Here is a 24,925-nt window from a genome sequence, read left to right as displayed (position 1 = left end):
TCACCTGCAACCTCCTATGGCATTTCCTCTATTCTCTTGATTACTCTTTCCACTCCGAGGGCTATACCCTCAACTTCTATATCGTCTCCCTTTGCTCCATCTCCAACAACGTAGAGATTCCTGTACGGCGTTTCGAAGCCTATGTCCTGCCCGGCTTTAACCCGGTTCACGGGCCAGCCATCGCTGTAGCTTTGAATAGCGAGAATTTCATATTCGTGCCCTTTGAGGATCTCCCTCAAGTCTTTCAGACCCTGAGCGATTTCATATCTGATGTTGTTCGTCAGCACGGGCTGATGGGCCATCAATAGATGTCCTTTGCCGAGATTAGGGTCTGCATTGGTAACCTCGTTCATTCCAGAGATTCTCCTCGTATTGAAGGTAAAGAGCACACCAGTATGGCCGATGAAAGGCTCTTTAAGGGATATCGAGTACTTAATACCGCTGCTTGGCTCTACATGCGTTGCGTATTCGTTATTGAGCAGCTTTCCTGTCTCCACATGGCCGATATTTGAAATAACGATGTCATAGTGCTTTATGTCCTTGCCTGCGTAGACGCTGAATCCGTAGTCCTGCGGCTTTATTGCTTTCACTCCAGTTCTCTTCCGAATTCTCCCATCGTTGCTTGTTACGATCTCGGTTAAAGCATCTATAACGCTTTTACAGCCTCCAATGGGAATTCCGGGACCCCCACACTTAACGGTCTGGTGATATATTGGAAGGATTTTGGAAAAAATAGCCTCGTCTGGTGTTATGCTCAGAGACCACCCGAGGAAAGCTCTGAGAAAGCCCCTGCTGAAGTCATCGAGGTCGTTCTCAAACTCCGAAATCTTAACCTCCCGGAACCTGCTTTTCAGGCACCATTTGATAAAATTGAGCCTTGATTTCAGGGGAAACTTCTTCTTTCGTATCTCTGTCCTTCGCCCCTTGTAAAGGGCCTCCCCTGCGGGTTTCGAATCAACAATTTCAACCTTTGCCCCTGCACGCCTGAGGAGCTTTGCGAGCGGCCCCCTGCTTCCGTGGGGGACCATGTGGAGGGCTCCGGTTGACAACTGAAAACCTTTGTACTCTATGTTGGTGAATCTGCCACCGATAAACGGAAGTTTTTCGAAAACATCGATTTCAAAGCCTTTTTCTGATAGAATGGCTGCTGAAAGCATCCCGCCCAGACCCGAGCCAATTACTGCCACCTTCATTCTTCCACTACCTTAATTGCCTCAATGGGGCAGTAGATAACACATTTCTTACACTCCACACACTTTTGGGAGTCTATCTCTGCCCTGCCAAAGACCTCTATAGCTTCTTCCGGGCACACGAGCTTGCAGAAGGCACATCCGACACAACTGCTCGTTGTAACGATCATTTCTCGAAAAAAGAATGGTCAGAATTAAAAGGTTTGTGATGCTATATTATTCCGAGTTCCGTCAGTCTCTCGGGCAGGTAAACGTCGGTAACGTAGTCCAGGCCATACTTTGCCAGAGCCTGCTGCTCCGACTTCTTCCCTAATTCGAGCTGGAGCGTCACTTCTTTCTTCCAGAACTCGGTATTGAAGCGTGGATCCTGCAGTATCGCGTTGAGGGCTTTGATGTCCTGGTCAGTGAGCTTGTCAGACGGCAACTCGTACTTCACGATGTCCGACGGCCTTATCCCAACGAATTTTGCAGCCGGAGTTGCGAGATATTCAGAAAGATGAGCGGACTTTATTGAGCCATAAGCAACTGAAGCGTAGATACGATAGCTCCAGGGGTCGCCATCGGTGAACACCACAACAGGCAGACCAAGCTCGGTATTTAACCTTCGAAGCAGACGCCTCGTGCTCCTCGCAGGCTGCCCCTTGAGGTGGACGATTATGGCATCGAACTTCTCATCAAAGCCGTTCTCCACAAGCCTGTCTCTCATACCACCGGTCTCGATTGCTATGACGAATTTCGCATCATGATCAACAAACTCGATCTTGTCAACATTTACCGGTATCTGGTAGCCCCCCTCTCCAACGTCATCCTGGCAGTGTATCTCCCTCATACCCCTCCTTGTTTCCTCTCTGATTCTCAGAGGGCCGATAACGGTAGCTCCGTCTTCCTCTGGTCTTATGTGGAAGTGCTCACGCTGAAAGGCTGTCAGAATCTCGAGGTCTTCAACCAGTCGATCGCTCTCCTGCTGTTCATTGAACTTGGCCATCCCCCAGTTCTCGGATATGTAGTAAAGTTCTCTGAGCGTCGAAGATTTATTTGCGTTGAGCTGCTCCTTCAGGAATCCGATGACGTATGCCATGCGGAGCAACATGTATGCTCCCTTTACCGTCTTTGCGGATCTAACAGACCTCCTGTCGCCGTAAACCCATACCTCGCTGTCCTCGTTGTATTCTATGTTGTATTTTGTTCGCGTAGCTATTTTTAGTTCCGGTACCCTGCCCTCTTTCATCTGGTTGTACATACTTTCTGCGATTCCGAGAAGGGATGCGAGGCATCTCGCTTCGATGTCCTTCACATAGTAAAATTCGATGTCTGGTAAAAATAGCTTACCGTGCTGCTTGGCAGGCTTACCCAAACCTCATTCGCAGTATCTGGCGGAACATGTACACAATGTCCTTCCAGAACCTCACCTTCGTAGCCCCGCCGTGCCTCCACTCAACGGGGATCTCCTTTATTCTCAATCCCTCCTGTTGTGCGAGAACGAGCACTTCTGTATCCCAGAACCAGTGCGTATCCTTGGCCCTTTTACCCAGACTCAGGACGATGTCTCTCCTGAACGCCTTGAACCCACACTGGTGGTCTTTTATCTTCGAACCGAGCAGAAAACGAACGAGAAAGTTGTAGCCCTTTGAGGCGACGTCTCTTTTTACAGGTCTTTCTGCTCTGCTACCCTTGGCAAGCCTCGAGCCTATTGCAATGTCATAACCCTCAATGGCTATCGCGTCTATCAGTTCCTTCAGGTGCTTCAGGTCTGTTGAGAGGTCAACGTCGAGGTAGGCTACAATACTTCCTCTCGCAGCCTCAAATGCACGCATCAGGGCTTTTCCTCTCCCAAGTCTTTCATCTGAGTGCAGGTGCCTGATTCTGTTACCGTCCGCAAGCTTTGCAGCTATTTCAGCAGTGCCATCAGTGGAGCCGTCTTCGGCAATTATAACCTCGTAATTGTAGCCTGCTGCATCGAGGGCTTTGACGACTTCTCCGACAGCATTTTCGAGCCTTGAAGCCTCGTTGTATGCTGGCAAAACGACAGACACGCTGATTTCATTTCTGCCGCTCATTGTCCCACCACTTCCATTCTGAGTCCACAACTGCCAGCTTTTATGAAATTTGCTTCCTTTGCTTCAACCTTCACAAGCCTGACCCTTCGTTTAGGCTTAATTTCCGGGATGGTCTTACCCTCGTAGTTCCTTACGAGCAGTTCTGCGAGATTAATACTATAAACTCTGCTAAAGAGCGTGGCAGAAGTTGTTATCCTCGGATTGACGTCAACGACGTATGGCTGTTCCGCAAGCACAATATCAACTCCAACGTAGCCAAAAAGGCCATTTATTGCTTCAACGGCCTTTACGGCCTCTTCTATTACTTCTGCAACCACTCCAGCGTTTCCAGCATACGGGACAACGGCTCCTCTGTACGTGAAGTTTTCCACAATCTGCTCGTTCACGCTCAGAACGTTTACCTCATCGCCTACGAGAAGAGAAACGCTCAGGTTTTTCCCTTTTACGTATTCCTGGGCAATATGTCCCTCAGGAATCTTCGAAGCATCGTTCAGGAGTGCGATCCCAGTCCCACCACACGAGACGCGCGGCTTGATAAGGAATGGGGGGTCAAGGGGTTTGAGGGATGTTTTTGGCGTATTAGCTCTCCTCTTTATTGCTTGGTAGGTTAGCCATTTATCCGATGCTATTGCAACTCCTGCTGGTTTGCTGCCCAGATTATATGATTTGAGCTTCTTTGTGAGAGTGTAGAGGAGAAAATCATCTTCGGGAGCTATGATGAGACTGAAATCCGCCTCTCTGGATAGTTCTACGAAGTTCTCCTCCCAGGATCGAGTCGAGGTACTTGAGGGAACCGTAGCAGGAACATCCTGTAGGGCGAACAGGACTTCTGGCTGCAGAGTGGTCAGAACTTCAGAAAAGGAAGAAAAACCATCGTAGAGGGATTTAAACATGCTGAGACCTTCCGCTGCAATGCTGTCGTCGTCGCACCCCACACAAGTAGCAAACTCAAACAGGAACACTTTCATGACTTCTGTTGTATTCCACCTCTTCCTGTTCCTCATCCATCTCATCAACGAAGTCCTCTTCGTTCAGAACTATCGCTATGTCAGCGGAGTTTTTCAGGGCAGCGGAGAAGCCTGGTTCGGCCCCTATTATGATTGTTTCCTTACCCATCTCCATTGCCTTCTTGAGTACTGATTTGAAATCCGCATCTCTGGTAACGAGAGCTATAGCGTCTATCGCATCGTTGTATATCATCTCCATAGCTTCGACAGCCATTCTTACATCCACATCGCCCGATGTGACTATCGGCTCAAAACCCTGGTTTTCTATCGCCTCAACGAGCTTCTCGCTTGCATACTGGTTCAGGAAGACTTTGGCAGCCTTGATATCTCCGTACTCCGAAAGGATCTCCCTTATCTCCTGCAGATTTATGTTAAACTCTTTGCGGAGCATGTTCGGCCCATCGACAAGGACACCTACCTTTCTCCTGTCCTGCTTTCTTGATGAGAGGTAATTCCTTATCTTCTGCAGCTTTGAAAAGCTGAGTTTCTTTTTTATTGCCATGCTAACCAGCCTATCCCGTTAAAGTTTAAAAATTTTTCAATCGTGCTTCTTTTTCTTCTTCATCAGCATGAGGTAGTTCACGGCGTGTATGACTGCCTCTATAGACGCCATTACTATGTCTGCTCCCGCTCCTCTGGCTGTGAACGAGTTGCCCTCGTCATCCTCCACCGTAACATATACTTCTGCGAGTGCATCACTTCCTCCGGTTATGGCATCCATTCTGAACTCCGTGAGTTTAATCCTCATGCTCTCTCCAGCAAGCTCCTTGACAGCGTTGAGTGCAGCATCCACCGGCCCAACACCTATTGCAGACGTAACTTTCTTCTTTCCTTCAACTTCCGCGTTGATTACAGCTGTCGGAGTAATCCTGTTGCCCGTCAGCACCGTAACCTCATCGACGAGTATTGCCTTCTCCTCCTTCTTCAGCTCTCCGAGTACAACTTCCGCTATGGCAAACAGATCGAGGTCGGTCACCTTCTTGCCCTTGTCTCCCAGCTCTTTGACCTTCTCCATTATCTTTGTCAGCCTTTCCTCATCCACCTGGTAGCCAGCATCCTCCAGAATCTTCTTTATCTGGTGCCTACCAGCGTGCTTTCCAATGACGATTCTGCGCTTGTGCCCCACCATTTCTGGCGTTATAACTCCTGGCTCGAAGGTTCTTGCGTCCTTCAGCACACCATGGGCATGGATTCCACTCTCGTGGCTGAATGCGTTCGCTCCGACTATTGGTTTGTTCGGCGGAACCTTTATGCCGGAGAAGCGCTCGATGAGCTTTGAGGTCTCCACAAGATATTCCGTTTTTATGTTGGTCTTTATACCTTCGAGGCCGTGGAGAGTCATGACGACTTCTTCAAGCGCCGCGTTGCCAGCCCTTTCACCTATTCCGTTGACTGTTACCTGAACTTCATCAGCTCCAGCGAGAACTGCAGCATAGGTGTTCGCTACGGCTAAGCCAAAATCGTTGTGGCAGTGAACGTCGATGGGGACATTCAGATGCTCTCTGAGCTCCTTTATCAGGTCGTAAAACTTGAAGGGAGTTGCAACTCCAACGGTATCCGGGACATTGATTATGTCAACGCCTGCATCTTCAACGGCCTTGTAAATCTGCTTGAGATAATCGATTTCTGTTCGTGTAGCATCCATTGCCGAGAACATGCAGATTCTGCCGTGATCTTTAATATATTCGACCGCATCGACGGCAAGCCTTACTATCTCCTCCCGACTTTTCTGGATAGTGTGCTCTATCTGTATCTTTGAGGTTGAGATGAATATGTGAACCATATCAGCTTCGGAATCCAAAGCAGCATCAATATCGTACTTAACGATTCTTGCAAGAGCACAGATCTTGGAACTCAAACCGAGGTTTGCAATCGTCTTAACAGCCTCGAACTCACCCTTCGAGGCCGCGGGAAATCCCGCTTCAATTACGTCAACACCCAGCTTGTCGAGCTGCTTCGCTATCTGTATCTTATAGTTCAGGGGGAACGCAACCCCCGGTGTTTGCTCGCCATCTCTTAGTGTCGTGTCAAACACAGATACTGTCCTCATTGTACCACCTCTTGCTTAGCTTTCACATAGTCGAAGGAATGGATAAAAGATTTTTGTTGAGTGTTGCCCCTATGTCGTTCTACATTTCGTACTGCTCCGGATAATGTCGATTCCTGTAGCACCTCATCCAACCTCTGCCACACCAGCTACCAGCTTTACGGCTTTAAGGCTAACGACTTTATAGAGGGTTGAAGAGTTTCAGGTTGTGCGCTGGCATTCTCTGACACCCGAAGAAGTCATGGAACTTCTTAAAACTTCTCCTGAGGGGCTTAGTGATGAGGAGGCAAGGGCGAGGCTCGAAGAGTATGGCTACAACGTTATAAGCGAGGCAAAACGAGTTACAGCGCTCCGAATATTCATTGCTCAGTTCAAAAACGTCCTGATAGTTCTCCTGATTTTTGCGTCACTTCTCTCCCTCGCAATAGGGGAGTTAATTGATGCTGCGATGATTGTTGCCATCGTCGTTCTTTCAGCCCTTCTCGGCTTCTACCAGGAATACAAGGCGGAGAGGACGCTTGAAGCTCTTAAAGAGCTGTCTGCCCCGAAAGCGAAGGTTTTGAGAGATGGAAGGGTTGTGGAAATAAACGCGAGTGAGGTTGTGCCAGGTGACATCCTTGTAGTCGAAGCGGGGGACAGAATTGCAGCAGATGCGAGAGTAATCGAGTCCGTAAGCCTTACAGTTGATGAAGCGGTTCTAACGGGCGAGAGTGAGCCGGTGGAGAAAACTGCAGAAGTAGTTGAAGTGGGAACGCTGCCCGAGATGAAAAATATCATCTTCGCTGGCACCATCTGCGTTTTTGGAAGAGGTAAGGCCGTTGTCTTTGCAACTGGAAATCAAACGGAGTTTGGAAAAATCGCAGAAATGTTAAAAGGAGTTGAGGAAGAGGAGACACCACTCCAGCGAAATCTGCGTAACGTTGCGAAAGTTCTTGCGTACGCAGCAGTGCTTGTTTGCGTTCTCGTAATTGCACTCGGGCTTTTAAGGGGATACAAAGCGGTTGAAATGGCTATTTGGGGTATAAGCCTTGCAGTTGCTGCTGTTCCCGAGGCGTTGCCTGCCGTGGTAACCATCTGCCTCAGTGCGGGCGTATGGAAGATGGCGAAGAGGAACGTAATAGTCAGGAAACTTCACGCAGTCGAAACACTTTCTTCTGTCAGCGTGATATGTACAGATAAGACCGGGACGCTCACTGAAGGTAAGATGAGGGCTGTTGAAGTCTTCTTCGACGGACGAACACATCCCATATCTCCCAATACGAAATCCAAGACGTTTGAAATGCTGATGCTCGCCATATCCCTCTGCAACAACAATGCAAGTCCCACTGAGAAAGCTTTGCTTGAAGCTGCAAGAACCGTTGTTAAGGCTGAGTACAGAAGAATTTCCGAGATACCCTTCTCCTCTGAAAGAAAGATGATGACAACAATTAACGATGTCGATGGAAGGAGACTTGCGTTCACCAAAGGCGCTCCCGAAGTCGTTCTTAACATCTGCAGCAGAATAATGGTTGACGGCAAAGTCGTTGAGCTTGACGAATCGAGAAGAGAGGAAATAAGAAAAGCTGTTGAATCCATGGCCTCCCTGGCTTTGAGGGTTATAGCTGCAGCATACGGCGAAGAGGCGGAGAAAAATATGATTTTTCTTGGCCTCGTTGGCTTAATAGACCCTCCTCGTCCAGAGGTTAAAGAGGCTATTGAAAATGCAAGCAGAGCAGGAATAAGAACCGTAGTCGTGACGGGGGACAACCCGATTACGGCTAAAGCAATTGCCGAAAAGCTCGGAATAAGTGGTCGGGTTCTGACCGGTGAAGTGCTGAGCAGAATGAGCGACGAAGAGCTTGCTGAGATTGTAGAAGACATAGCGATTTATGCAAGGGTTTCGCCAGGGCACAAGCTGAAAATTGTCAATGCGTGGAAGCAGAGAGGCTACGTTGTTGCAATGACTGGCGATGGAGTGAACGATGCTCCCGCTTTGAAGGCTGCCGATGTTGGCATCGCGATGGGTTCAGGCACGGAAGTTGCAAAGGAGGCGAGCGATATAGTTCTTGTTGACAACAACTACGCGAGCATAATCGCGGCCGTGGAAGAAGGTAGGGGAATATACCTGAACATAAAGAAGTTCCTTACGTCCATTCTCTCATCCAATGCTCCCGAGGTCGGCATAATGCTAATAGCCCTCGCTCTAGCCATGCCCATCCCACTTCTGCCCGTCCAGATTCTGTGGATAAATCTGATAACTGATGGCATTCCTGCGATAGCTCTGAGTATAGATCCAAAGCCATCCGATTTGATGAGGCGAAAACCGAGAAGGATAGGAGAAAGCATCTTTACGCCAGAGGTGAAAGCTCTCATTCTTGGCGTGACGGTCTTCATCACGGCGGTGACACTTGGGGTATTCAGAAGCTTTGAAGACGTTTTGAAGGCACAAACTGTGGCGTTCACACTCCTCGTATTCCTTGAGCTATTCAACACTCTGAATGCCAGAGCTCTCGACAGGAGTCTTTTAGAGGTTGGTCTGCTGAAGAATAAAGTTCTTGCAGCCTCGATTCCTCTTTTAATCCTGCTCCAGTTTGCAGTTGTGCAGGTAGAATCACTGAGAACGGCGTTTCACACAACCGCTCTCAGCGTGCATGAGTGGGCGATACTTCTGCTCATTTCCGCTACCATTGTGCCCGCAGTTGAAGCTGGACGTATTGTTGCAAAATTCATAAAGCTGTCACCCGGCAGCTAACACCGCACTTCATCGCATCGCTACGCGGACTCCAGCAGCTGACCCTGCCGGGATTCAGTTCTGTACCATGTCGGGGTTGCCCCGGGCTCATGGAAAGGCGTTCTCGCCTCTCTCCCCAGGGGACCTATGCGACATGGATGTACCCCCACGCTTGCGGGTTGCATCATCGAACGCAAAGCGTACTCCGCACCCTCCCCGCATGGGGTTAATGTAATTTTGTGCTTGATGATTAATAGCTTTTTCTTAGAGTCATACCTGTCTACCAGGAAAAGGCTTAAATAACGGGAATCTTGCCAGAGGGCATGAGCTTCGACGGGAGGAAGGTTATTCTTGACCCCGAAGAAATGCCGAGGGAGTGGTACAACATTCTGCCAGATCTGCCAAAGCCCTTGCCCCCTCCTCTGCATCCGGTAACAAAGGAGCCCATTAAACCCTCTGATCTGGAGCCGATTTTCCCCAAAGAACTGATAAAGCAGGAGATGAGCGACGAAAGGTGGATAAGGATTCCCGAGGAGGTTCTTGAGGTTTACAGGTTGTGGAGACCAACACCCCTCATAAGGGCTAAGAGGCTCGAGGAAGCTTTGAAGACTCCAGCAAAAATATACTACAAGTACGAGGGTGTAAGCCCACCAGGAAGCCACAAGCCGAATACCGCGGTAGCGCAGGCCTACTACAACATGAAGGAGGGCGTCGAAAGACTAACGACAGAGACGGGAGCAGGACAGTGGGGTTCAGCGCTGTCTTTTGCAACCCGACTCTTCGACATGAAGTGTACAGTTTACATGGTTAAGGTGAGCTACCACCAAAAGCCATACCGCCGCATTCTCATGGAGACGTGGGGTGGAGAGGTCATACCCTCGCCGAGCGACCGCACTGAAAGCGGAAGGCGAATTCTCGAAAAAGACCCGGACAACACCGGAAGTCTTGGAATAGCAATAAGCGAGGCTGTAGAAGATGCAGCAAAGCATGAAAACACGAACTACAGCCTTGGCAGCGTTTTGAACCACGTTTTGCTGCACCAGACTATTATAGGGCTTGAGGCAAAGAAGCAGTTCGAGCTTATAGACGAAAAGCCCGATGTGCTGATTGGGTGTGTAGGTGGTGGAAGCAACTTCGCCGGCTTTTGCTACCCATTCATAAAGGATGCAGAGAAAGAAGGGATTAGAATCGTTGCAGTTGAGCCTGCAGCTTGCCCGACGCTTACAGCTGGCGAATACAGATACGACTACGGTGACACTGTTGGCTTAACACCTCTGCTCATGATGTACACCCTCGGCCACGACTTCATGCCACCACCAATTCATGCCGGAGGGCTGCGCTACCATGGCGATGCACCAACGCTCAGCCTTCTCGTTGCAGAGGGCGTTATTGAGGCCGTTGCGGTAAAGCAGATTCCGACCTTCGAAGCTGGTCTGCTGTTTGCAAGAACCGAAGGTATTGTGCCGGCCCCAGAATCAAACCACGCAATAAGGGTCGCCATAGACGAGGCTCTGAAGGCGAAGGAGGAAGGCGAGGAGAAAGTGATTGCCTTCAACCTCAGCGGGCACGGATACTTCGATCTGGCAGCGTACGACGACTACCTGTACGGCAGGTTGAAGGATACGTAGTTTATTTTCTTTTTTCCTCGAAGTTTTTCTTATCTGAATGCTACCCCCTGCTTTAACCATCAAAAAACCTTAATAGCCTGCATTCAAAGCGGGACATGTGAAAGAGGTAATAATGAAGTACGTGGTTCAGAATGCCGCAAAGTACGGCAAGCCGAACGATAAGGCGGTTATGGGCAAGATAATGGCCGAAGTGCCCGAATTAAGAAGCAAAGCAAAGGAAGTTCTTGAGCTCGTCAGGCAGTGCATCGCCGAATTTGAATCGCTCGATGATGCTGCTAAGGCTAAGCTCTTCGAGAAGTACGCGAAAGAGGAGAAAAAGGAGGCAAAGGAGCGCGGACTGCCGGAGCTTGAAGGAGCTGAGAAGGGCAAGGTTGTAATGCGCTTCGCCCCGAACCCCAACGGCCCTGCAACCATGGGTTCAGCGAGGGGTATTGTAGTCAACAGCGAATACGTGAGGATGTACGATGGTAAGTTCATTCTCCGTTTCGACGATACCGACCCGAGAACAAAAAGGCCGATGCTCGAGGCCTACGACTGGTACCTCGAGGACTGCGAGTGGCTCGACGCGAAGCCCCATGAGGTGTTATACGCATCCAAGCGCATTCCAATCTATTATGAGCACGTTGAAAAGCTCCTCGAGATGGAAAAAGCATATCCGTGCTTTTGCAGCAGAGAGGAGTTCAAGAAGTACCGCGATGCTGGCGTTGAATGTCCCCATCGCAACACTCCAAAGGAAGATGCTTTGGACGTCTGGCAGAAGATGCTCGATGGAGTTTACAAAGAAGGGGAAGTCGTCATCAGGATAAAGACGGATATGCAGCACAAGGATCCAGCGATAAGGGACTGGGTTGCCTTCCGTATAATTTACGAATCGCACCCCCTTGTGGGCGATGCTTACCACGTTTATCCAACCCTCGATTTCGAATCGGCCATAGAGGATCACATCAACGGAATAACCCACATAATAAGGGGCAAAGACCTGATAGACTCGGAGCGCAGGCAGCGGTATGTGTACGAGTACTTCGGCTGGGAGTACCCCATAACAAAGCACTGGGGTAGGGTGAGCATTCACGAATTTGGCAAACTCTCAACGAGTACAATAAGAAAGGCCATCGAAGCAGGCGAGTTCACGGGCTGGGACGATCCGAGGCTGCCAACGCTGAGAGCTTTGAGGAGGAGAGGTTTTCAGCCTGAAGCTATAAGGAAATTCTTCATCTCGCTCGGCGTTGGAGAGAACGACGTTTCTGTGAGCATGAAAAACCTCTATGCTGAGAACCGCAAGATCGTCGATCCGATTGCAAACCGCTACTTCTTCGTCTGGGATCCTGTCAGAATAAGGATTGAGGGCGTTGAACCGGACGAAGTGACAAAGGAGGTAAAGCTTCCGCTGAACCCCAGCAGATCTGAGGCAGGATTCAGAATTCTGAATGGAAGCAGCGAGGTTTATATAAGCAAAGACGACTTCGAAAGATTTAGCGAGGGAGAAATCATAAGATTAAAGGAGTTCTGCAACATCAGGCTTGAGGACAAGGAGAAAGGCATTTTCAGCTTTGTTGGCTGGGGACTCGAAGGCATCAAGAAGGGTAAAAACATCATCCACTGGCTGCCGGATGGTGAGACGATTCCATGCATTGTGCTTGGAATCGAGAGAAACTACAAGGGTCTTGCAGAGAAGAATGCGGTTAAGGATGTTGGTAAGGTTGTCCAGTTCGAGCGCTTTGCTTTCTGCAGGATTGAGTCATTTGATGAGACTCTGAAGGCTGTTTACACACATCCATAGTTTTTGTATTTTTATGCCTCTCTATCCGATCTGAGAAACAGCAGCATTGCATAGATTAAAAGTGCAGTGAAGATGGCTTTTATGGTCGTGTAAATAACATGCAGTAGGATAAAGGTTGATCTGAGATCCATGATTCCTTTTTTCATAAGCTGAAAGACCACCAGCGACACAGTGTTGGTTAGAGCGAAGTTTGTAAGGAAAGCAACTCCCACTATCAGAGGAACTCTATGCTTTGTTTTTCTATAAACGTAAAAACACGCGATTATTATCACCGGCGTAAGCGAGATGTTGATGGCCTGTACCACCAGATTCACGTCCATTTCTCTATGTGTGTAAATCGAATTATATTATATTTTTTCTTGGGGTTGTGAATGTACGAGCAGCAGAATGATATTACAGAGACGAGAGATGACACAATTTCTGGAGAGATTTCAATTCCCAGAGGAGGATTATATCTCAGAGGAAGGAAAAACTGGAGATAGGAAGTTACCGGTTGAGCACGAAAACTATGGGGAGGTGGAGTACTGGGAGTGTGACGTGTTGTAGTAGTATTTAATTCGTGATTTCCCGAAAAATAGTAGAAATTTAGCTGCCCCCAAGTCTGAACTCGTCGTGCAAAATCTTTACGGCCTTCCTTCCATCTGCCTTCGACACTGCAAAGCTCACGTTGTACTCGCTGCAGCTCTGGCTTATCATGATGACGTTTATTCCGTTTTTGCCAAGAGCTGAGAAGATTCGGCCTGCAACTCCTGGAGTTCCGGCCATTCCTGCTCCAACTGCACTCACAACCGCTACATCTTCAAGCTTGGAGATGCTTATGGTTCCGTTGACCATGTGCTTTAGCACTCTCATCGCCCTTCCCACGTCGCTCTCGTCCACAACTATGGACAGGTTGAGCTCGGACGAGCTCTGGCTCACCATAATCACATTTACTCTTTCGTTAGCGAGCCTCCTGAATACATCTGCCATAACTTCAGCGAAGTCAAAACCAGCTCCGCTCACATTGACGATTGCAACTTTCTCTATTAAGCTTAAAGCCTTGACTATGTCCTTCGTGGACTCGCAACCGTCGGATATGACCGTTCCAGGGGCTTCGGGGTTGAATGTGTTCTTTATCCTAACGGGTATCTTCTTTAGCATTACCGGCTCGAGAGCCCTCGGATGAAGAATTTTCGCCCCGAAGTGGGACAGCTCCATTGCCTCTTGGTACGATATTTCGGGAATGACTCTCGCTTCCGGTACTATCTTTGGATCCGTTGTCAGCACGCCATCTACTTCCTTCCACAGCCAAACCTCGTCGGCATCAAGCGCAGCAGCGATGAGCGTTGCAGTTAAGTCGCTGCCACCTCTGCCGAGGGTGGTTATGTTTCCGTCTTCTGTTGCACCTATGAAGCCCGTAACAACAGGAACTGTATGCTTTATCGTGAGCAGGGGCTCGAGTCTACTCTTTATAATTGAGTAAACCCCCGGAATCGGCTTAGCTCTGCCAAAGTTCCTGTTGGTGACTATACCCGCATCTCCTCCCGTCAATGCGAGAGAATCTACGCCTATTGATAGCAGTGCAGCGGAAACTATTGGAGCAGACAGTCTTTCACCAAATGAGAGTATGTAATCTTCACTGCGTCTTGTGAGCTCTCCAAGATAGCTTATACCAAGCAGAACTTTTTCAAGTTCGTCGATAAGGCGGTCTATGTGAGCGATAACCCTCTGTCTGTGGGGTTCAGCAACTGCTGTATTTACGGCATCGTAATGTCTTTTCGCAAGTTCAGCAATAAACATCTTTATGAAGCCCGGCGATTGCTCCGTATAGCATTTCCTGGCTGCATGTACGAGAGAATCGGTAACTCCCGCCATCGCGGAGACGACAACAACTATTTCGTTGTCTGTCGAGAATCTCTTAACGAGCTTTGCACAGTGCAGTATACTGTTTCCATCCTTTACACTCGCACCGCCGAACTTCATTACGATTCTCATGCTTGTCACCTTCTGTTCCCCTTGTATTGGGCGTGTAAATCCCTCCGCTATCAAAAGAGTGGAAATATAAATGTTGCTGATTGACGATCATAATTCGTCAAAACAGTTTCAGCCCAGTTTCATGTCTGAGGCCATTTTACAGACCAGAACATTTTGCGATAGCGTGACAGTTTGACACATAATTATAATATTGTTAATGATTATTCAGATCAAAATAGAAAATTTTAAAATTAATCTCGCAGCCAATCATTCAACCGGAAAGCGAGAGTCGAGTCAAAGGCTCTTCTGTCTTTGGCTTGGCTTTCGCTTTTTGGTGGTATCATGGCTCGTATTCATAGAGGGGCTGGATGCTGGAGTTTGCTCGCTGCTGCATTAGTCGTTTCAATCTTACTCTGTACTGTTGCTGGAGCTAAAGCCGGAATGAATAACAGCACTGATGGTCTCAATGAGAGCAAAACACCGCTCAGCGATGCACTGAAAAATGCTTCTGGAAGTGTTAGCTTAACTGAAAATGTTTCCACCGTAAATGTGGCTCAAAAAGTTTTGCTGGAAAACTGGAACTGGCTGTGTGTGCTCCTTCTGATCTTAGCACCGGCGACTGTGGTATTTTACATCATCCTGAGGATGGGTTACAGAGCGGACAGAAGTCTCAGCAAGGGTGAGATGAGGAGGGCAATGGCCGGAGCATTCGTTGTTGGCATCCATGCTTTGCTTGCGGTATCGATAATTTTCGACATAGCGAGGAACATAGTTGTAGGCGCATACCTTGGAGCCATATCCTCGATCATGGGCTTCTACTTTGGCTCAAGAACTGCTCAGCAACAGCAAGCACAGCAGGCTGGTTTGGAAATAGAGAATGTTGAGTTCAGGGATGATAAGAAGGTGGTTGTGAGCGTCAGGAACAGGGGATTTATGGATGTGGTTGTTGATGCCGTTTATATCGGCAATAAGCATTTCGATTTGAGGCAGGAGATTCCTTCTGGCAGTGTCAGGCATATAGAGTTCGATTTTGACTGGGAGGCTGGAAGTTATGAAATTAAGATTTGCACCTCTGAGGGTTTAAAAGCTGAGGGGAAGTTTGACGCTCCTGAGAAGGAAAAGGAGAGTGGAGAAAAGAAAGAAGTGGGGGAAAAGGAGATAAGAAAAGAGAAGAAAAAAGAAGGAAAAGGTGAAGAGAAATGAGACTCTGGATTTTTGTAATAATTACTCTTAGTTTGGCCCTTGTTGGAAGTTCTATAAGCGCCGAAGCGGCAACGATTTACGTGAACACAAGTGGATGGTGGTATGCCGGCGGAACCTTTAACAATTCTACCACACCTATCCAATCTGCTCTGAATAATGCTTCTGCTGGCGATCTGATTATGATTGTTGAAATTACGGACTATGCAGAGCAACTTACATTTGTGAACAACAGCATAACGCTGGATTTGAATGGGTCAACGCTAAATGGAACTGATTTGGCTGGCAGTGGGATTACGATAAATGGTATTACGATAAATGATAAGAGTGGCATAGTGGTGAAGAATGGTAGCATCATCGGATTTTCAAATGCTATCTCTCTCTCCTCTGTCTCCAACTCAAAATTCAGCCATCTAACAATAACCAACCCAGCATCAAACGGCATCAACATTGCTGGAAGCATAACAAACGTCACAATAGACAACTCCACAATCTCTGGAGGTTCTTATGGCATTTATGATAGCGGAAAGCAGATTGATGGCCTGTTCATAAACGACACAACCATAAGCTCAGCAAGCACCAATGGAATTCATTTGGATGATTACAATCCTATAAAGAACATCGTTCTTGACAACGTAACTGTTTCCAACATTGGATCTGCTGGCAGCACCACCAATCATGGAGTTTTCATAGACATGGGAAGCACTACAAACAGCCAGAACGTCACAATCCTCAACTCCAACTTCTCATCAAACTTTGGTGCTGGAGTTTACCTCTACAACATCAGAGGAACAGTCAGACTTGAGAACAACACTGCTGAAAACAACAACAACTACGGAATGTACATCAAAGGCTACAGCTCCAGCAATCCAACTCTTACATTCAAGAACAACACCGTTGAGAACAATGCGAATGGAGTTTATCTGGAAGCTTTAACAGTCTCCGGAAGTATCGTCTTCTCCCCATCAGATAACAGCGTTGGAGACAACGGTGGAACTCAAATAGATCTCAGGAGTCTATCTGGAGGAAGCATAACAGTCAGAGACCTCTCCTTTGACAACACTGTTAGGAGTTACAGCTATGGAATTTATGCGATGAGTGTTAGCAACCTCTACCTTTACAACCTCACAATATCGAATCCCTCAAGCGATGCAATCTACCTCTCCTCTGTCTCCAACTCAAAATTCAGCCATCTAACAATAACCAACCCAGCATCAAACGGCATCAACATTGCTGGAAGCATAACAAACGTCACAATAGACAACTCCACAATCTCTGGAGGTTCTTATGGCATTTATGATAGCGGAAAGCAGATTGATGGCCTGTTCATAAACGACACAACCATAAGCTCAGCAAGCACCAATGGAATTCATTTGGATGATTACAATCCTATAAAGAACATCGTTCTTGACAACGTAACTGTTTCCAACATTGGATCTGCTGGCAGCACCACCAATCATGGAGTTTTCATAGACATGGGAAGCACTACAAACAGCCAGAACGTCACAATCCTCAACTCCAACTTCTCATCAAACTTTGGTGCTGGAGTTTACCTCTACAACATCAGAGGAACAGTCAGACTTGAGAACAACACTGCTGAAAACAACAACAACTACGGAATGTACATCAAAGGCTACAGCTCCAGCAATCCAACTCTTACATTCAAGAACAACACCGTTGAGAACAATGCGAATGGAGTTTATCTGGAAGCTTTAACAGTCTCCGGAAGTATCGTCTTCTCCCCATCAGATAACAGCGTTGGAGACAACGGTGGAACTCAAATAGATCTCAGGAGTCTATCTGGAGGAAGCATAACAGTCAGAGACCTCTCCTTTGACAACACTGTTAGGAGTTACAGCTATGGAATTTATGCGATGAGTGTTAGCAACCTCTACCTTTACAACCTCACAATATCGAATCCCTCAAGCGATGCAATCTACCTCTCCTCTGTCTCCAACTCAAAATTCAGCCATCTAACAATAACCAACCCAGCATCAAACGGCATCAACATTGCTGGAAGCATAACAAACGTCACAATAGACAACTCCACAATCTCTGGAGGTTCTTATGGCATTTATGATAGCGGAAAGCAGATTGATGGCCTGTTCATAAACGACACAACCATAAGCTCAGCAAGCACCAATGGAATTCATTTGGATGATTACAATCCTATAAAGAACATCGTTCTTGACAACGTAACTGTTTCCAACATTGGATCTGCTGGCAGCACCACCAATCATGGAGTTTTCATAGACATGGGAAGCACTACAAACAGCCAGGACGTCACAATCCTCAACTCCAACTTCTCATCAAACTTTGGTGCTGGAGTTTACCTCTACAACATCAGAGGAACAGTCAGACTTGAGAACAACACTGCTGAAAACAACAACAACTACGGAATGTACATCAAAGGCTACAGCTCCAGCAATCCAACTCTTACATTCAAGAACAACACCGTTGAGAACAATGCGAATGGAGTTTATCTGGAAGCTTTAACAGTCTCCGGAAGTATCGTCTTCTCCCCATCAGATAACAGCGTTGGAGACAACGGTGGAACTCAAATAGATCTCAGGAGTCTATCTGGAGGAAGCATAACAGTCAGAGACCTCTCCTTTGACAACACTGTTAGGAGTTACAGCTATGGAATTTATGCGATGAGTGTTAGCAACCTCTACCTTTACAACCTCACAATATCGAATCCCTCAAGCGATGCAATCTACCTCTCCTCTGTCTCCAACTCAAAATTCAGCCATCTAACAATAACCAACCCAGCATCAAACGGCATCAACATTGCTGGAAGCATAACAAACGTCACAATAGACAACTCCACAATCTCTGGAGGTTCTTATGGCATTTATGATAGCGGAAAGCAGATTGATGGCCTGTTCATAAACGACACAACCATAAGCTCAGCAAGCACCAATGGAATTCATTTGGATGATTACAATCCTATAAAGAACATCGTTCTTGACAACGTAACTGTTTCCAACATTGGATCTGCTGGCAGCACCACCAATCATGGAGTTTTCATAGACATGGGAAGCACTACAAACAGCCAGAACGTCACAATCCTCAACTCCAACTTCTCATCAAACTTTGGTGCTGGAGTTTACCTCTACAACATCAGAGGAACAGTCAGACTTGAGAACAACACTGCTGAAAACAACAACAACTACGGAATGTACATCAAAGGCTACAGCTCCAGCAATCCAACTCTTACATTCAAGAACAACACCGTTGAGAACAATGCGAATGGAGTTTATCTGGAAGCTTTAACAGTCTCCGGAAGTATCGTCATCTCCCCATCAGATAACAGCGTTGGAGACAACGGTGGAACTCAAATAGATCTCAGGAGTCTATCTGGAGGAAGCATAACAGTCAGAGACCTCTCCTTTGACAACACTGTTAGGAGTTACAGCTATGGAATTTATGCGATGAGTGTTAGCAACCTCTACCTTTACAACCTCACAATATCGAATCCCTCAAGCGATGCAATCTACCTCTCCTCTGTCTCCAACTCAAAATTCAGCCATCTAACAATAACCAACCCAGCATCAAACGGCATCAACATTGCTGGAAGCATAACAAACGTCACAATAGACAACTCCACAATCTCTGGAGGTTCTTATGGCATTTATGATAGCGGAAAGCAGATTGATGGCCTGTTCATAAACGACACAACCATAAGCTCAGCAAGCACCAATGGAATTCATTTGGATGATTACAATCCTATAAAGAACATCGTTCTTGACAACGTAACTGTTTCCAACATTGGATCTGCTGGCAGCACCACCAATCATGGAGTTTTCATAGACATGGGAAGCACTACAAACAGCCAGAACGTCACAATCCTCAACTCCAACTTCTCATCAAACTTTGGTGCTGGAGTTTACCTCTACAACATCAGAGGAACAGTCAGACTTGAGAACAACACTGCTGAAAACAACAACAACTACGGAATGTACATCAAAGGCTACAGCTCCAGCAATCCAACTCTTACATTCAAGAACAACACCGTTGAGAACAATGCGAATGGAGTTTATCTGGAAGCTTTAACAGTCTCCGGAAGTATCGTCTTCTCCCCATCAGATAACAGCGTTGGAGACAACGGTGGAACTCAAATAGATCTCAGGAGTCTATCTGGAGGAAGCATAACAGTCAGAGACCTCTCCTTTGACAACACTGTTAGGAGTTACAGCTATGGAATTTATGCGATGAGTGTTAGCAACCTCTACCTTTACAACCTCACAATATCGAATCCCTCAAGCGATGCAATCTACCTCTCCTCTGTCTCCAACTCAAAATTCAGCCATCTAACAATAACCAACCCAGCATCAAACGGCATCAACATTGCTGGAAGCATAACAAACGTCACAATAGACAACTCCACAATCTCTGGAGGTTCTTATGGCATTTATGATAGCGGAAAGCAGATTGATGGCCTGTTCATAAACGACACAACCATAAGCTCAGCAAGCACCAATGGAATTCATTTGGATGATTACAATCCTATAAAGAACATCGTTCTTGACAACGTAACTGTTTCCAACATTGGATCTGCTGGCAGCACCACCAATCATGGAGTTTTCATAGACATGGGAAGCACTACAAACAGCCAGAACGTCACAATCCTCAACTCCAACTTCTCATCAAACTTTGGTGCTGGAGTTTACCTCTACAACATCAGAGGAACAGTCAGACTTGAGAACAACACTGCTGAAAACAACAACAACTACGGAATGTACATCAAAGGCTACAGCTCCAGCAATCCAACTCTTACATTCAAGAACAACACCGTTGAGAACAACTTCAATGGTGGAATTTATTTGCAGAGTATATCAAACGCCGAGATTTCCGGAAATATAATCAGTAACAACGGGGCTGGTAGAAATACATATGGACTGTACCTCTCCTCATCGAACAACAACCTCATTTACAACAACATCTTTAACAACACCAACAATTTCTATATCACCGGAACCACGAATTCTTGGAACACCACGAAAACACCCGGCAGCAACATAATTGGAGGTAATTACCTCGGCGGAAACTACTGGGCTAAGCCAGATGGAACCGGGTTCAGCCAAACATGCAGTAGCGATGCGGATGGTGATGGAATATGCGATTCACCCTATGTATTGGATGCAAGCAACATAGATTACCTGCCGTTAACGTACGATCACTTCCCGCCAAGCGTTGTTATAATCTCTCCGCAAAACACGACCTATGCAACATCAACCGTGACGATAAACGTCTCAGCAACCGATCCTTCTGGAGTTAGCACGGTCATAGCCCAGATCGATGGAACTACAAACATCACGTTAACCTACACCAACGGCTATTACGTTGGAACAACTCCAACTCTGAGCGATGGTCCTCATTATGTAAGAATCTACGCCAACGACACCCTCGGATATACCAACTCAACAGAGACGGTAACGTTCGCTATTGACACAACCCCTCCGGTAATTTATTACACCAGCCCAACAGAGCCTGACCATGCAAATGTAAGCAGAAACTGGGTTTATGTAAATGTGAGCGTTAGCGATGGTGTGAGTGCAGTAGATACCTGTATTTTAGAATTCAATTCAACAAACTACACAATGACCTTTGTAAACACAAGCTCGGACAACAAAACGGGTTACTGCTGGATTAATTTAACGGGATTGAATGAAGGTGGCTATAGCTACAGAGTTTACGTAAACGATACTGCGGGTAATTTAAATCAAACTCCATTAAGGCATATAACTCTCGATACCACACCTCCAGTAATAATCCTAAGCCAGCCAGTAAACAACTCAAACATAGACAGCACAACAGTAACCTTCAACTTTACGGCGTACGACAACATAGACACTTTAATCGATTATACACTGTACATAGACGGAGTAGCCAACACAACCGGGAATGCAACCACTACTTTAACAACAGTAACCGTTACAGGATTGACAGAAGGCACTCACACATGGAATGTAGCAGTAACAGATGACGCTGGCAATTCCAATGCAAGCCAAACCTGGACATTCGCTGTGGACATCACACCACCAGCAATAACATTCATCTCACCTACTCCTACAAACAACTCCATCGTAAACACTTCCGTCACGATCGCCGTAAACGTTACGGATGCAATCTCAAACGTTTCAACCGCCTTGATAAACGTAAACGGAGTAAATTACACAATGTCGAAGCTTGGAAGTGGCAAGGCTGTTGATTTCAACTATACAATTACATCAGAAGGCACGCACACGTACAGGGTGTATGCGAATGACTCCCTGAATCACTGGAACTCAACAGGAACGAGAGTTGTGACGGTAGACAAAACTCCTCCACAAATAACAGTAATCAGCTATCCGCCATCAGTTTACAGAAACACCAAAGCAAACCTGACTGTTGTCATTGCAGATGCGCATCCAAACAAGTATGCGGTTTACAGGAACGGTACATTCGTTGACTCGGGAAGTTATCAAAACGGCACAGCGTTCAACATCTCCATCAACACCACATCCCTCGGTTACTGGAATTATACAATAAAAGCAAACGATACAGCGGGCAACGAAAATTCAAGCAGTGTAATAGTTGAAGTCAGAAACAACCCACCAGTTGCATCATTCACGGCAAGCAAGACGTCTGCAAGGACTGGAGAAGCAATAACATTCAACGCATCCTCAAGCTATGATTCGGATGGAAGCATAGTCAGCTACGCATGGGACTTCGGCGATGGTTCTACAGCATCGGGTGTAGTTGTAAAACACAGCTACTCATCAGCGGGCACGTACACGGTTGAGCTTACGGTTACAGACAGCGACGGGGCAACGGATAACGCAACGGTTCAAATAACAGTTACTTCGCCAAGAAGAGGAGCTGGAGGAGCCGGGGGTGGAGGTGGCGGAGCAACTTTCATCCCTCCACCATTCGAAGCCCCACCGGAAATTAAACACGTGGAGGCGAGATACGTCCCTGCTCAGGAGGAAGTGTCATTCAAACCATCATCGAAGATAGTGGAAACAGCAGACGTTGTTGAAGTGGTTATAAAGCCAAAGGAAACAGCAACGGTAACCTTCGCAATCTCCAAAGTCAGATCTCTGCCAGATGAAGTTCCTGAACCGCGATACCACACTTACAACATATTCGAGATAGGCATTGCGAGGTATGGCACCGCAATGAAGATTGACGCTGAGGGCAGGATAAAGTTCAGAGTTGCAAAGTCATGGCTGGAGGAGAAAGGTTACGCAAAGGAGCAGGTTTCGCTTATGAAGTACACGGGCGACAAATGGATTGAAATCCCCTCAGAGATAACGGGAGAAGACAATGACTACGTCTACTACGAATCCAGGCTTAGCTCATTCAGCCTCTTTGCAATTGTTGCAAAGCCACCGGTAGTTACACCTGAAACCACCCCATCGCCACTGCCTACGGTTTCATCTATGGGAGAAATTCCCAAGGAAACCCAGCCAGCAACATCTACAATGATCACGCCTGAGAAACGAACACCTGGCTTTGACCTTCTTGCGGCTGTAGCAGCAATGACAATTCTGGCAATTTTGGTGGGAAGGAGTAGATCCTAACAATTGTAACAATTTTTTTTAAATTTTTTCTTCATCTCAAAGAAGTTTTCAGTTTAATTCATGCATTACTATAAGGCACTCATTCAACGAAAATATTACTTAAATATATTCAACTAAAAAAATAAAAAACCCCGAATCACTCAAAAACAGCCCCCTTCTCGGCCCCACTAACGAGTTTTGCATACCTTGCAAGGTAGCCTGTCAGCTTCTTCTCCTTTGGCTTCCACTTCTTCCTTCTTTCTTCCAGCACATTATTATCAACTTTAAGCTCAATTCTCCTTGCAGGTATATCGATACTTATGACGTCTCCATCTTCCACGAGGGCAATATTCCCACCTACAGCAGCTTCGGGCGAAATGTGGCCTATGCACGGCCCCCTCGTGGCCCCGCTGAACCTGCCGTCCGTTATGAGTGCAACCCTGCTCAACCCCATTCCAGCTATTGCAGCCGTTGGCAGGAGCATTTCCGGCATTCCGGGAGCACCCTTCGGCCCCATGTACCTTATTACGACCACGTTTCCATCCTCAACTTCGCTGTTTAGAATTGCCTTCAATGCCTCCTGCTCCGAATCAAAGACCTTAGCTTCTCCCTCAAATCTAAGCATGTCCTCTTTGACGGCTGCAGCCTTCACAACACACCCTTTTTCCGCTAAATTACCGTACAGAATTGCTATACCGCCCTCTTTGTGAATTGGATTAGTGACTTCTCTGATTATATCTCTACCCCTCACAAACGCCTTTGTGGCTATATCGTAAATCCTCAGCCCGCTAATTGTTAGCTCGTTGCTGAAGTACTTTTTAGCCCTCTGTATCAGCATGGGCACTCCTCCGCTCTCGTCCAAATCAGCGATGGTGTACTCACTCGCTGGATCGAGTGAAACGATGTGGGGAGTTTTCCTGCTTATCTCGTCGAAAACATCGAGGCTAAGTTCTATCCCAGCTTCTCTCGCTATTGCTGGCAGATGCAGAACGGTGTTTGTTGAACCTCCAATGAGCATGTCCATGGTTATAGCATTTCTGAACGACTCCTCTGTTATGATGTCGGATGGTTTTATTCCTCTTTTAACCAGCTCAACAACTCTCTTTCCACTCTCCTTTGCTATTCTGAGCTTCCTCGAAGAGCCACATGGCGAGGTGGAGCAGTATGGCAGACTTAAGCCAAGAGTCTCGGTCAAAATCTGCATGGTGTTTGCGGTGTAAAGCCCCTGGCAGCTTCCACAATAAGCGGCACAGTAGTCTTCGTATAGTTTGAGCTCTTCCTCACTTATCCTTCCAGCCTTATACTCTCCAGCAGCTTCAAATGCTGTCTTTATCGTTACAACTTTCTCACCGATTCTCTCTGCCAGCATCGGCCCGCCTGTGACTGCTATTGCAGGAATGTCGAGCCTGAGCATTGCCATCAGCATTCCGGGGACTATCTTATCGCACGAGCCCACAACAACCAGCCCGTCAAAACAGTGAGCCTGAACCATCGCTTCAATTGAGTCAGCTATGAGCTCTCTCGAAGGCAGAGCGAAGCGCATGCCGTCATGCCCCATCGCTATGCCATCGCATATTCCTATGACTCCAAACTCGAAGGCAACTCCGCCAGCGGAGGCGATACCTTCCTTGACAGCATCGCTTATCCTGTCGAGGAGCATGTGACCTGGAACGATGTTGTTGTAAGCATTTGCAACTCCGATGAATGGCTTGTCCATATCCTCGTCAGTCAGGCCAGTAGCCTTGAGAAGAGCTCTGTGAGCAGTTCTTTCAATTCCTCTTTTAATCTCGTCACTTCGCATAGTCT

15 protein-coding genes are annotated in these 24,925 nt (G+C 47.1%); 5 read left to right on the top strand and 10 right to left on the bottom strand.

Annotated elements, in window-relative coordinates; translation table 11 throughout:
* Positions 1 to 14: 14 nt before the first annotated feature.
* Genes ARCVE_RS06840 through ARCVE_RS06810 form a run of 7 tightly spaced genes read right to left on the bottom strand, consistent with a single transcriptional unit; the run spans position 15 to position 6,304 of the window.
* Positions 15 to 1,193, bottom strand: a complete 1,179-nt coding sequence (locus ARCVE_RS06840; RefSeq protein ID WP_013684037.1) for an NAD(P)-binding protein — start codon at positions 1,191 to 1,193, stop codon at positions 15 to 17.
* Positions 1,190 to 1,360 carry a DUF362 domain-containing protein gene (locus tag ARCVE_RS06835; protein ID WP_013684036.1) on the bottom strand — a complete coding sequence of 57 codons (171 nt, stop codon included), beginning with the start codon at positions 1,358 to 1,360 and terminating at the stop codon, positions 1,190 to 1,192. The genes ARCVE_RS06840 and ARCVE_RS06835 overlap by 4 nt, the downstream gene beginning before the upstream one ends.
* 41 nt (positions 1,361 to 1,401) lie before the next feature.
* The gene (locus ARCVE_RS06830; RefSeq protein ID WP_048085753.1) at positions 1,402 to 2,484 is read right to left on the bottom strand and encodes a DNA topoisomerase IV subunit A; all 1,083 of its coding nucleotides are present in this window, start codon (positions 2,482 to 2,484) and stop codon (positions 1,402 to 1,404) included.
* Positions 2,485 to 2,536: 52 nt separating this feature from the next.
* Positions 2,537 to 3,247: a dolichyl-phosphate beta-glucosyltransferase gene (locus tag ARCVE_RS06825; protein WP_013684034.1), complete on the bottom strand. Its 711-nt coding sequence runs from the start codon at positions 3,245 to 3,247 to the stop codon at positions 2,537 to 2,539.
* Positions 3,244 to 4,260: an ATP-grasp domain-containing protein gene (locus tag ARCVE_RS06820; RefSeq protein WP_083809333.1), complete on the bottom strand. Its 1,017-nt coding sequence runs from the start codon at positions 4,258 to 4,260 to the stop codon at positions 3,244 to 3,246. Before ARCVE_RS06820 ends, ARCVE_RS06825 begins: the two co-directional genes overlap by 4 nt.
* On the bottom strand, positions 4,196 to 4,756 hold the full coding sequence (locus ARCVE_RS06815) for a TIGR00288 family NYN domain-containing protein (RefSeq protein WP_013684032.1): 561 nt from the start codon (positions 4,754 to 4,756) through the stop codon (positions 4,196 to 4,198). Before ARCVE_RS06815 ends, ARCVE_RS06820 begins: the two co-directional genes overlap by 65 nt.
* 36 nt (positions 4,757 to 4,792) lie before the next feature.
* The gene (locus ARCVE_RS06810) at positions 4,793 to 6,304 is read right to left on the bottom strand and encodes a 2-isopropylmalate synthase (protein WP_013684031.1); all 1,512 of its coding nucleotides are present in this window, start codon (positions 6,302 to 6,304) and stop codon (positions 4,793 to 4,795) included.
* Positions 6,305 to 6,509: 205 nt separating this feature from the next.
* Here ARCVE_RS06810 and ARCVE_RS06805 point away from each other — a divergent pair, with 205 nt between their 5' ends.
* From ARCVE_RS06805 to ARCVE_RS06795, 3 genes are all read left to right on the top strand, one after another.
* Positions 6,510 to 9,032 (top strand): cation-translocating P-type ATPase, encoded by a 2,523-nt coding sequence (locus ARCVE_RS06805; protein WP_013684030.1) that lies wholly within the window; start codon positions 6,510 to 6,512, stop codon positions 9,030 to 9,032.
* A gap of 302 nt (positions 9,033 to 9,334) precedes the next feature.
* Positions 9,335 to 10,639: a TrpB-like pyridoxal phosphate-dependent enzyme gene (locus ARCVE_RS06800; RefSeq protein ID WP_013684029.1), complete on the top strand. Its 1,305-nt coding sequence runs from the start codon at positions 9,335 to 9,337 to the stop codon at positions 10,637 to 10,639.
* A 97-nt stretch (positions 10,640 to 10,736) separates the two neighbouring features.
* Complete coding sequence (locus ARCVE_RS06795; protein ID WP_083809332.1) at positions 10,737 to 12,419, top strand: glutamate--tRNA ligase; 1,683 nt, start codon at positions 10,737 to 10,739, stop codon at positions 12,417 to 12,419.
* An 11-nt stretch (positions 12,420 to 12,430) separates the two neighbouring features.
* Here ARCVE_RS06795 and ARCVE_RS06790 read toward each other — a convergent pair whose 3' ends face one another.
* A complete protein-coding gene (locus ARCVE_RS06790) occupies positions 12,431 to 12,739 on the bottom strand; it encodes a hypothetical protein (protein WP_013684027.1) in 309 nt (102 codons plus the stop codon).
* Positions 12,740 to 13,004: 265 nt separating this feature from the next.
* Positions 13,005 to 14,393, bottom strand: a complete 1,389-nt coding sequence (locus ARCVE_RS06785) for an aspartate kinase (RefSeq protein WP_013684026.1) — start codon at positions 14,391 to 14,393, stop codon at positions 13,005 to 13,007.
* A 321-nt stretch (positions 14,394 to 14,714) separates the two neighbouring features.
* Here ARCVE_RS06785 and ARCVE_RS06780 point away from each other — a divergent pair, with 321 nt between their 5' ends.
* Positions 14,715 to 15,575 (top strand): hypothetical protein, encoded by an 861-nt coding sequence (locus ARCVE_RS06780; protein WP_013684025.1) that lies wholly within the window; start codon positions 14,715 to 14,717, stop codon positions 15,573 to 15,575.
* Entirely contained in the window at positions 15,572 to 23,140 is a 7,569-nt protein-coding gene (locus ARCVE_RS06775) for a right-handed parallel beta-helix repeat-containing protein (protein WP_013684024.1), read from the top strand. The genes ARCVE_RS06780 and ARCVE_RS06775 overlap by 4 nt, the downstream gene beginning before the upstream one ends.
* A gap of 136 nt (positions 23,141 to 23,276) precedes the next feature.
* Here the strand turns inward: ARCVE_RS06775 and ilvD are convergent, their stop codons facing one another.
* Entirely contained in the window at positions 23,277 to 24,920 is a 1,644-nt protein-coding gene (gene ilvD / locus ARCVE_RS06770; RefSeq protein ID WP_013684023.1) for a dihydroxy-acid dehydratase, read from the bottom strand.
* Positions 24,921 to 24,925 lie beyond the last annotated feature (5 nt).

The organism is Archaeoglobus veneficus SNP6 (assembly GCF_000194625.1).
In the GTDB taxonomy this organism is placed as follows: domain Archaea; phylum Halobacteriota; class Archaeoglobi; order Archaeoglobales; family Archaeoglobaceae; genus Archaeoglobus_C; species Archaeoglobus_C veneficus.
This window is presented reverse-complemented; position numbering and strand designations above follow the sequence as displayed.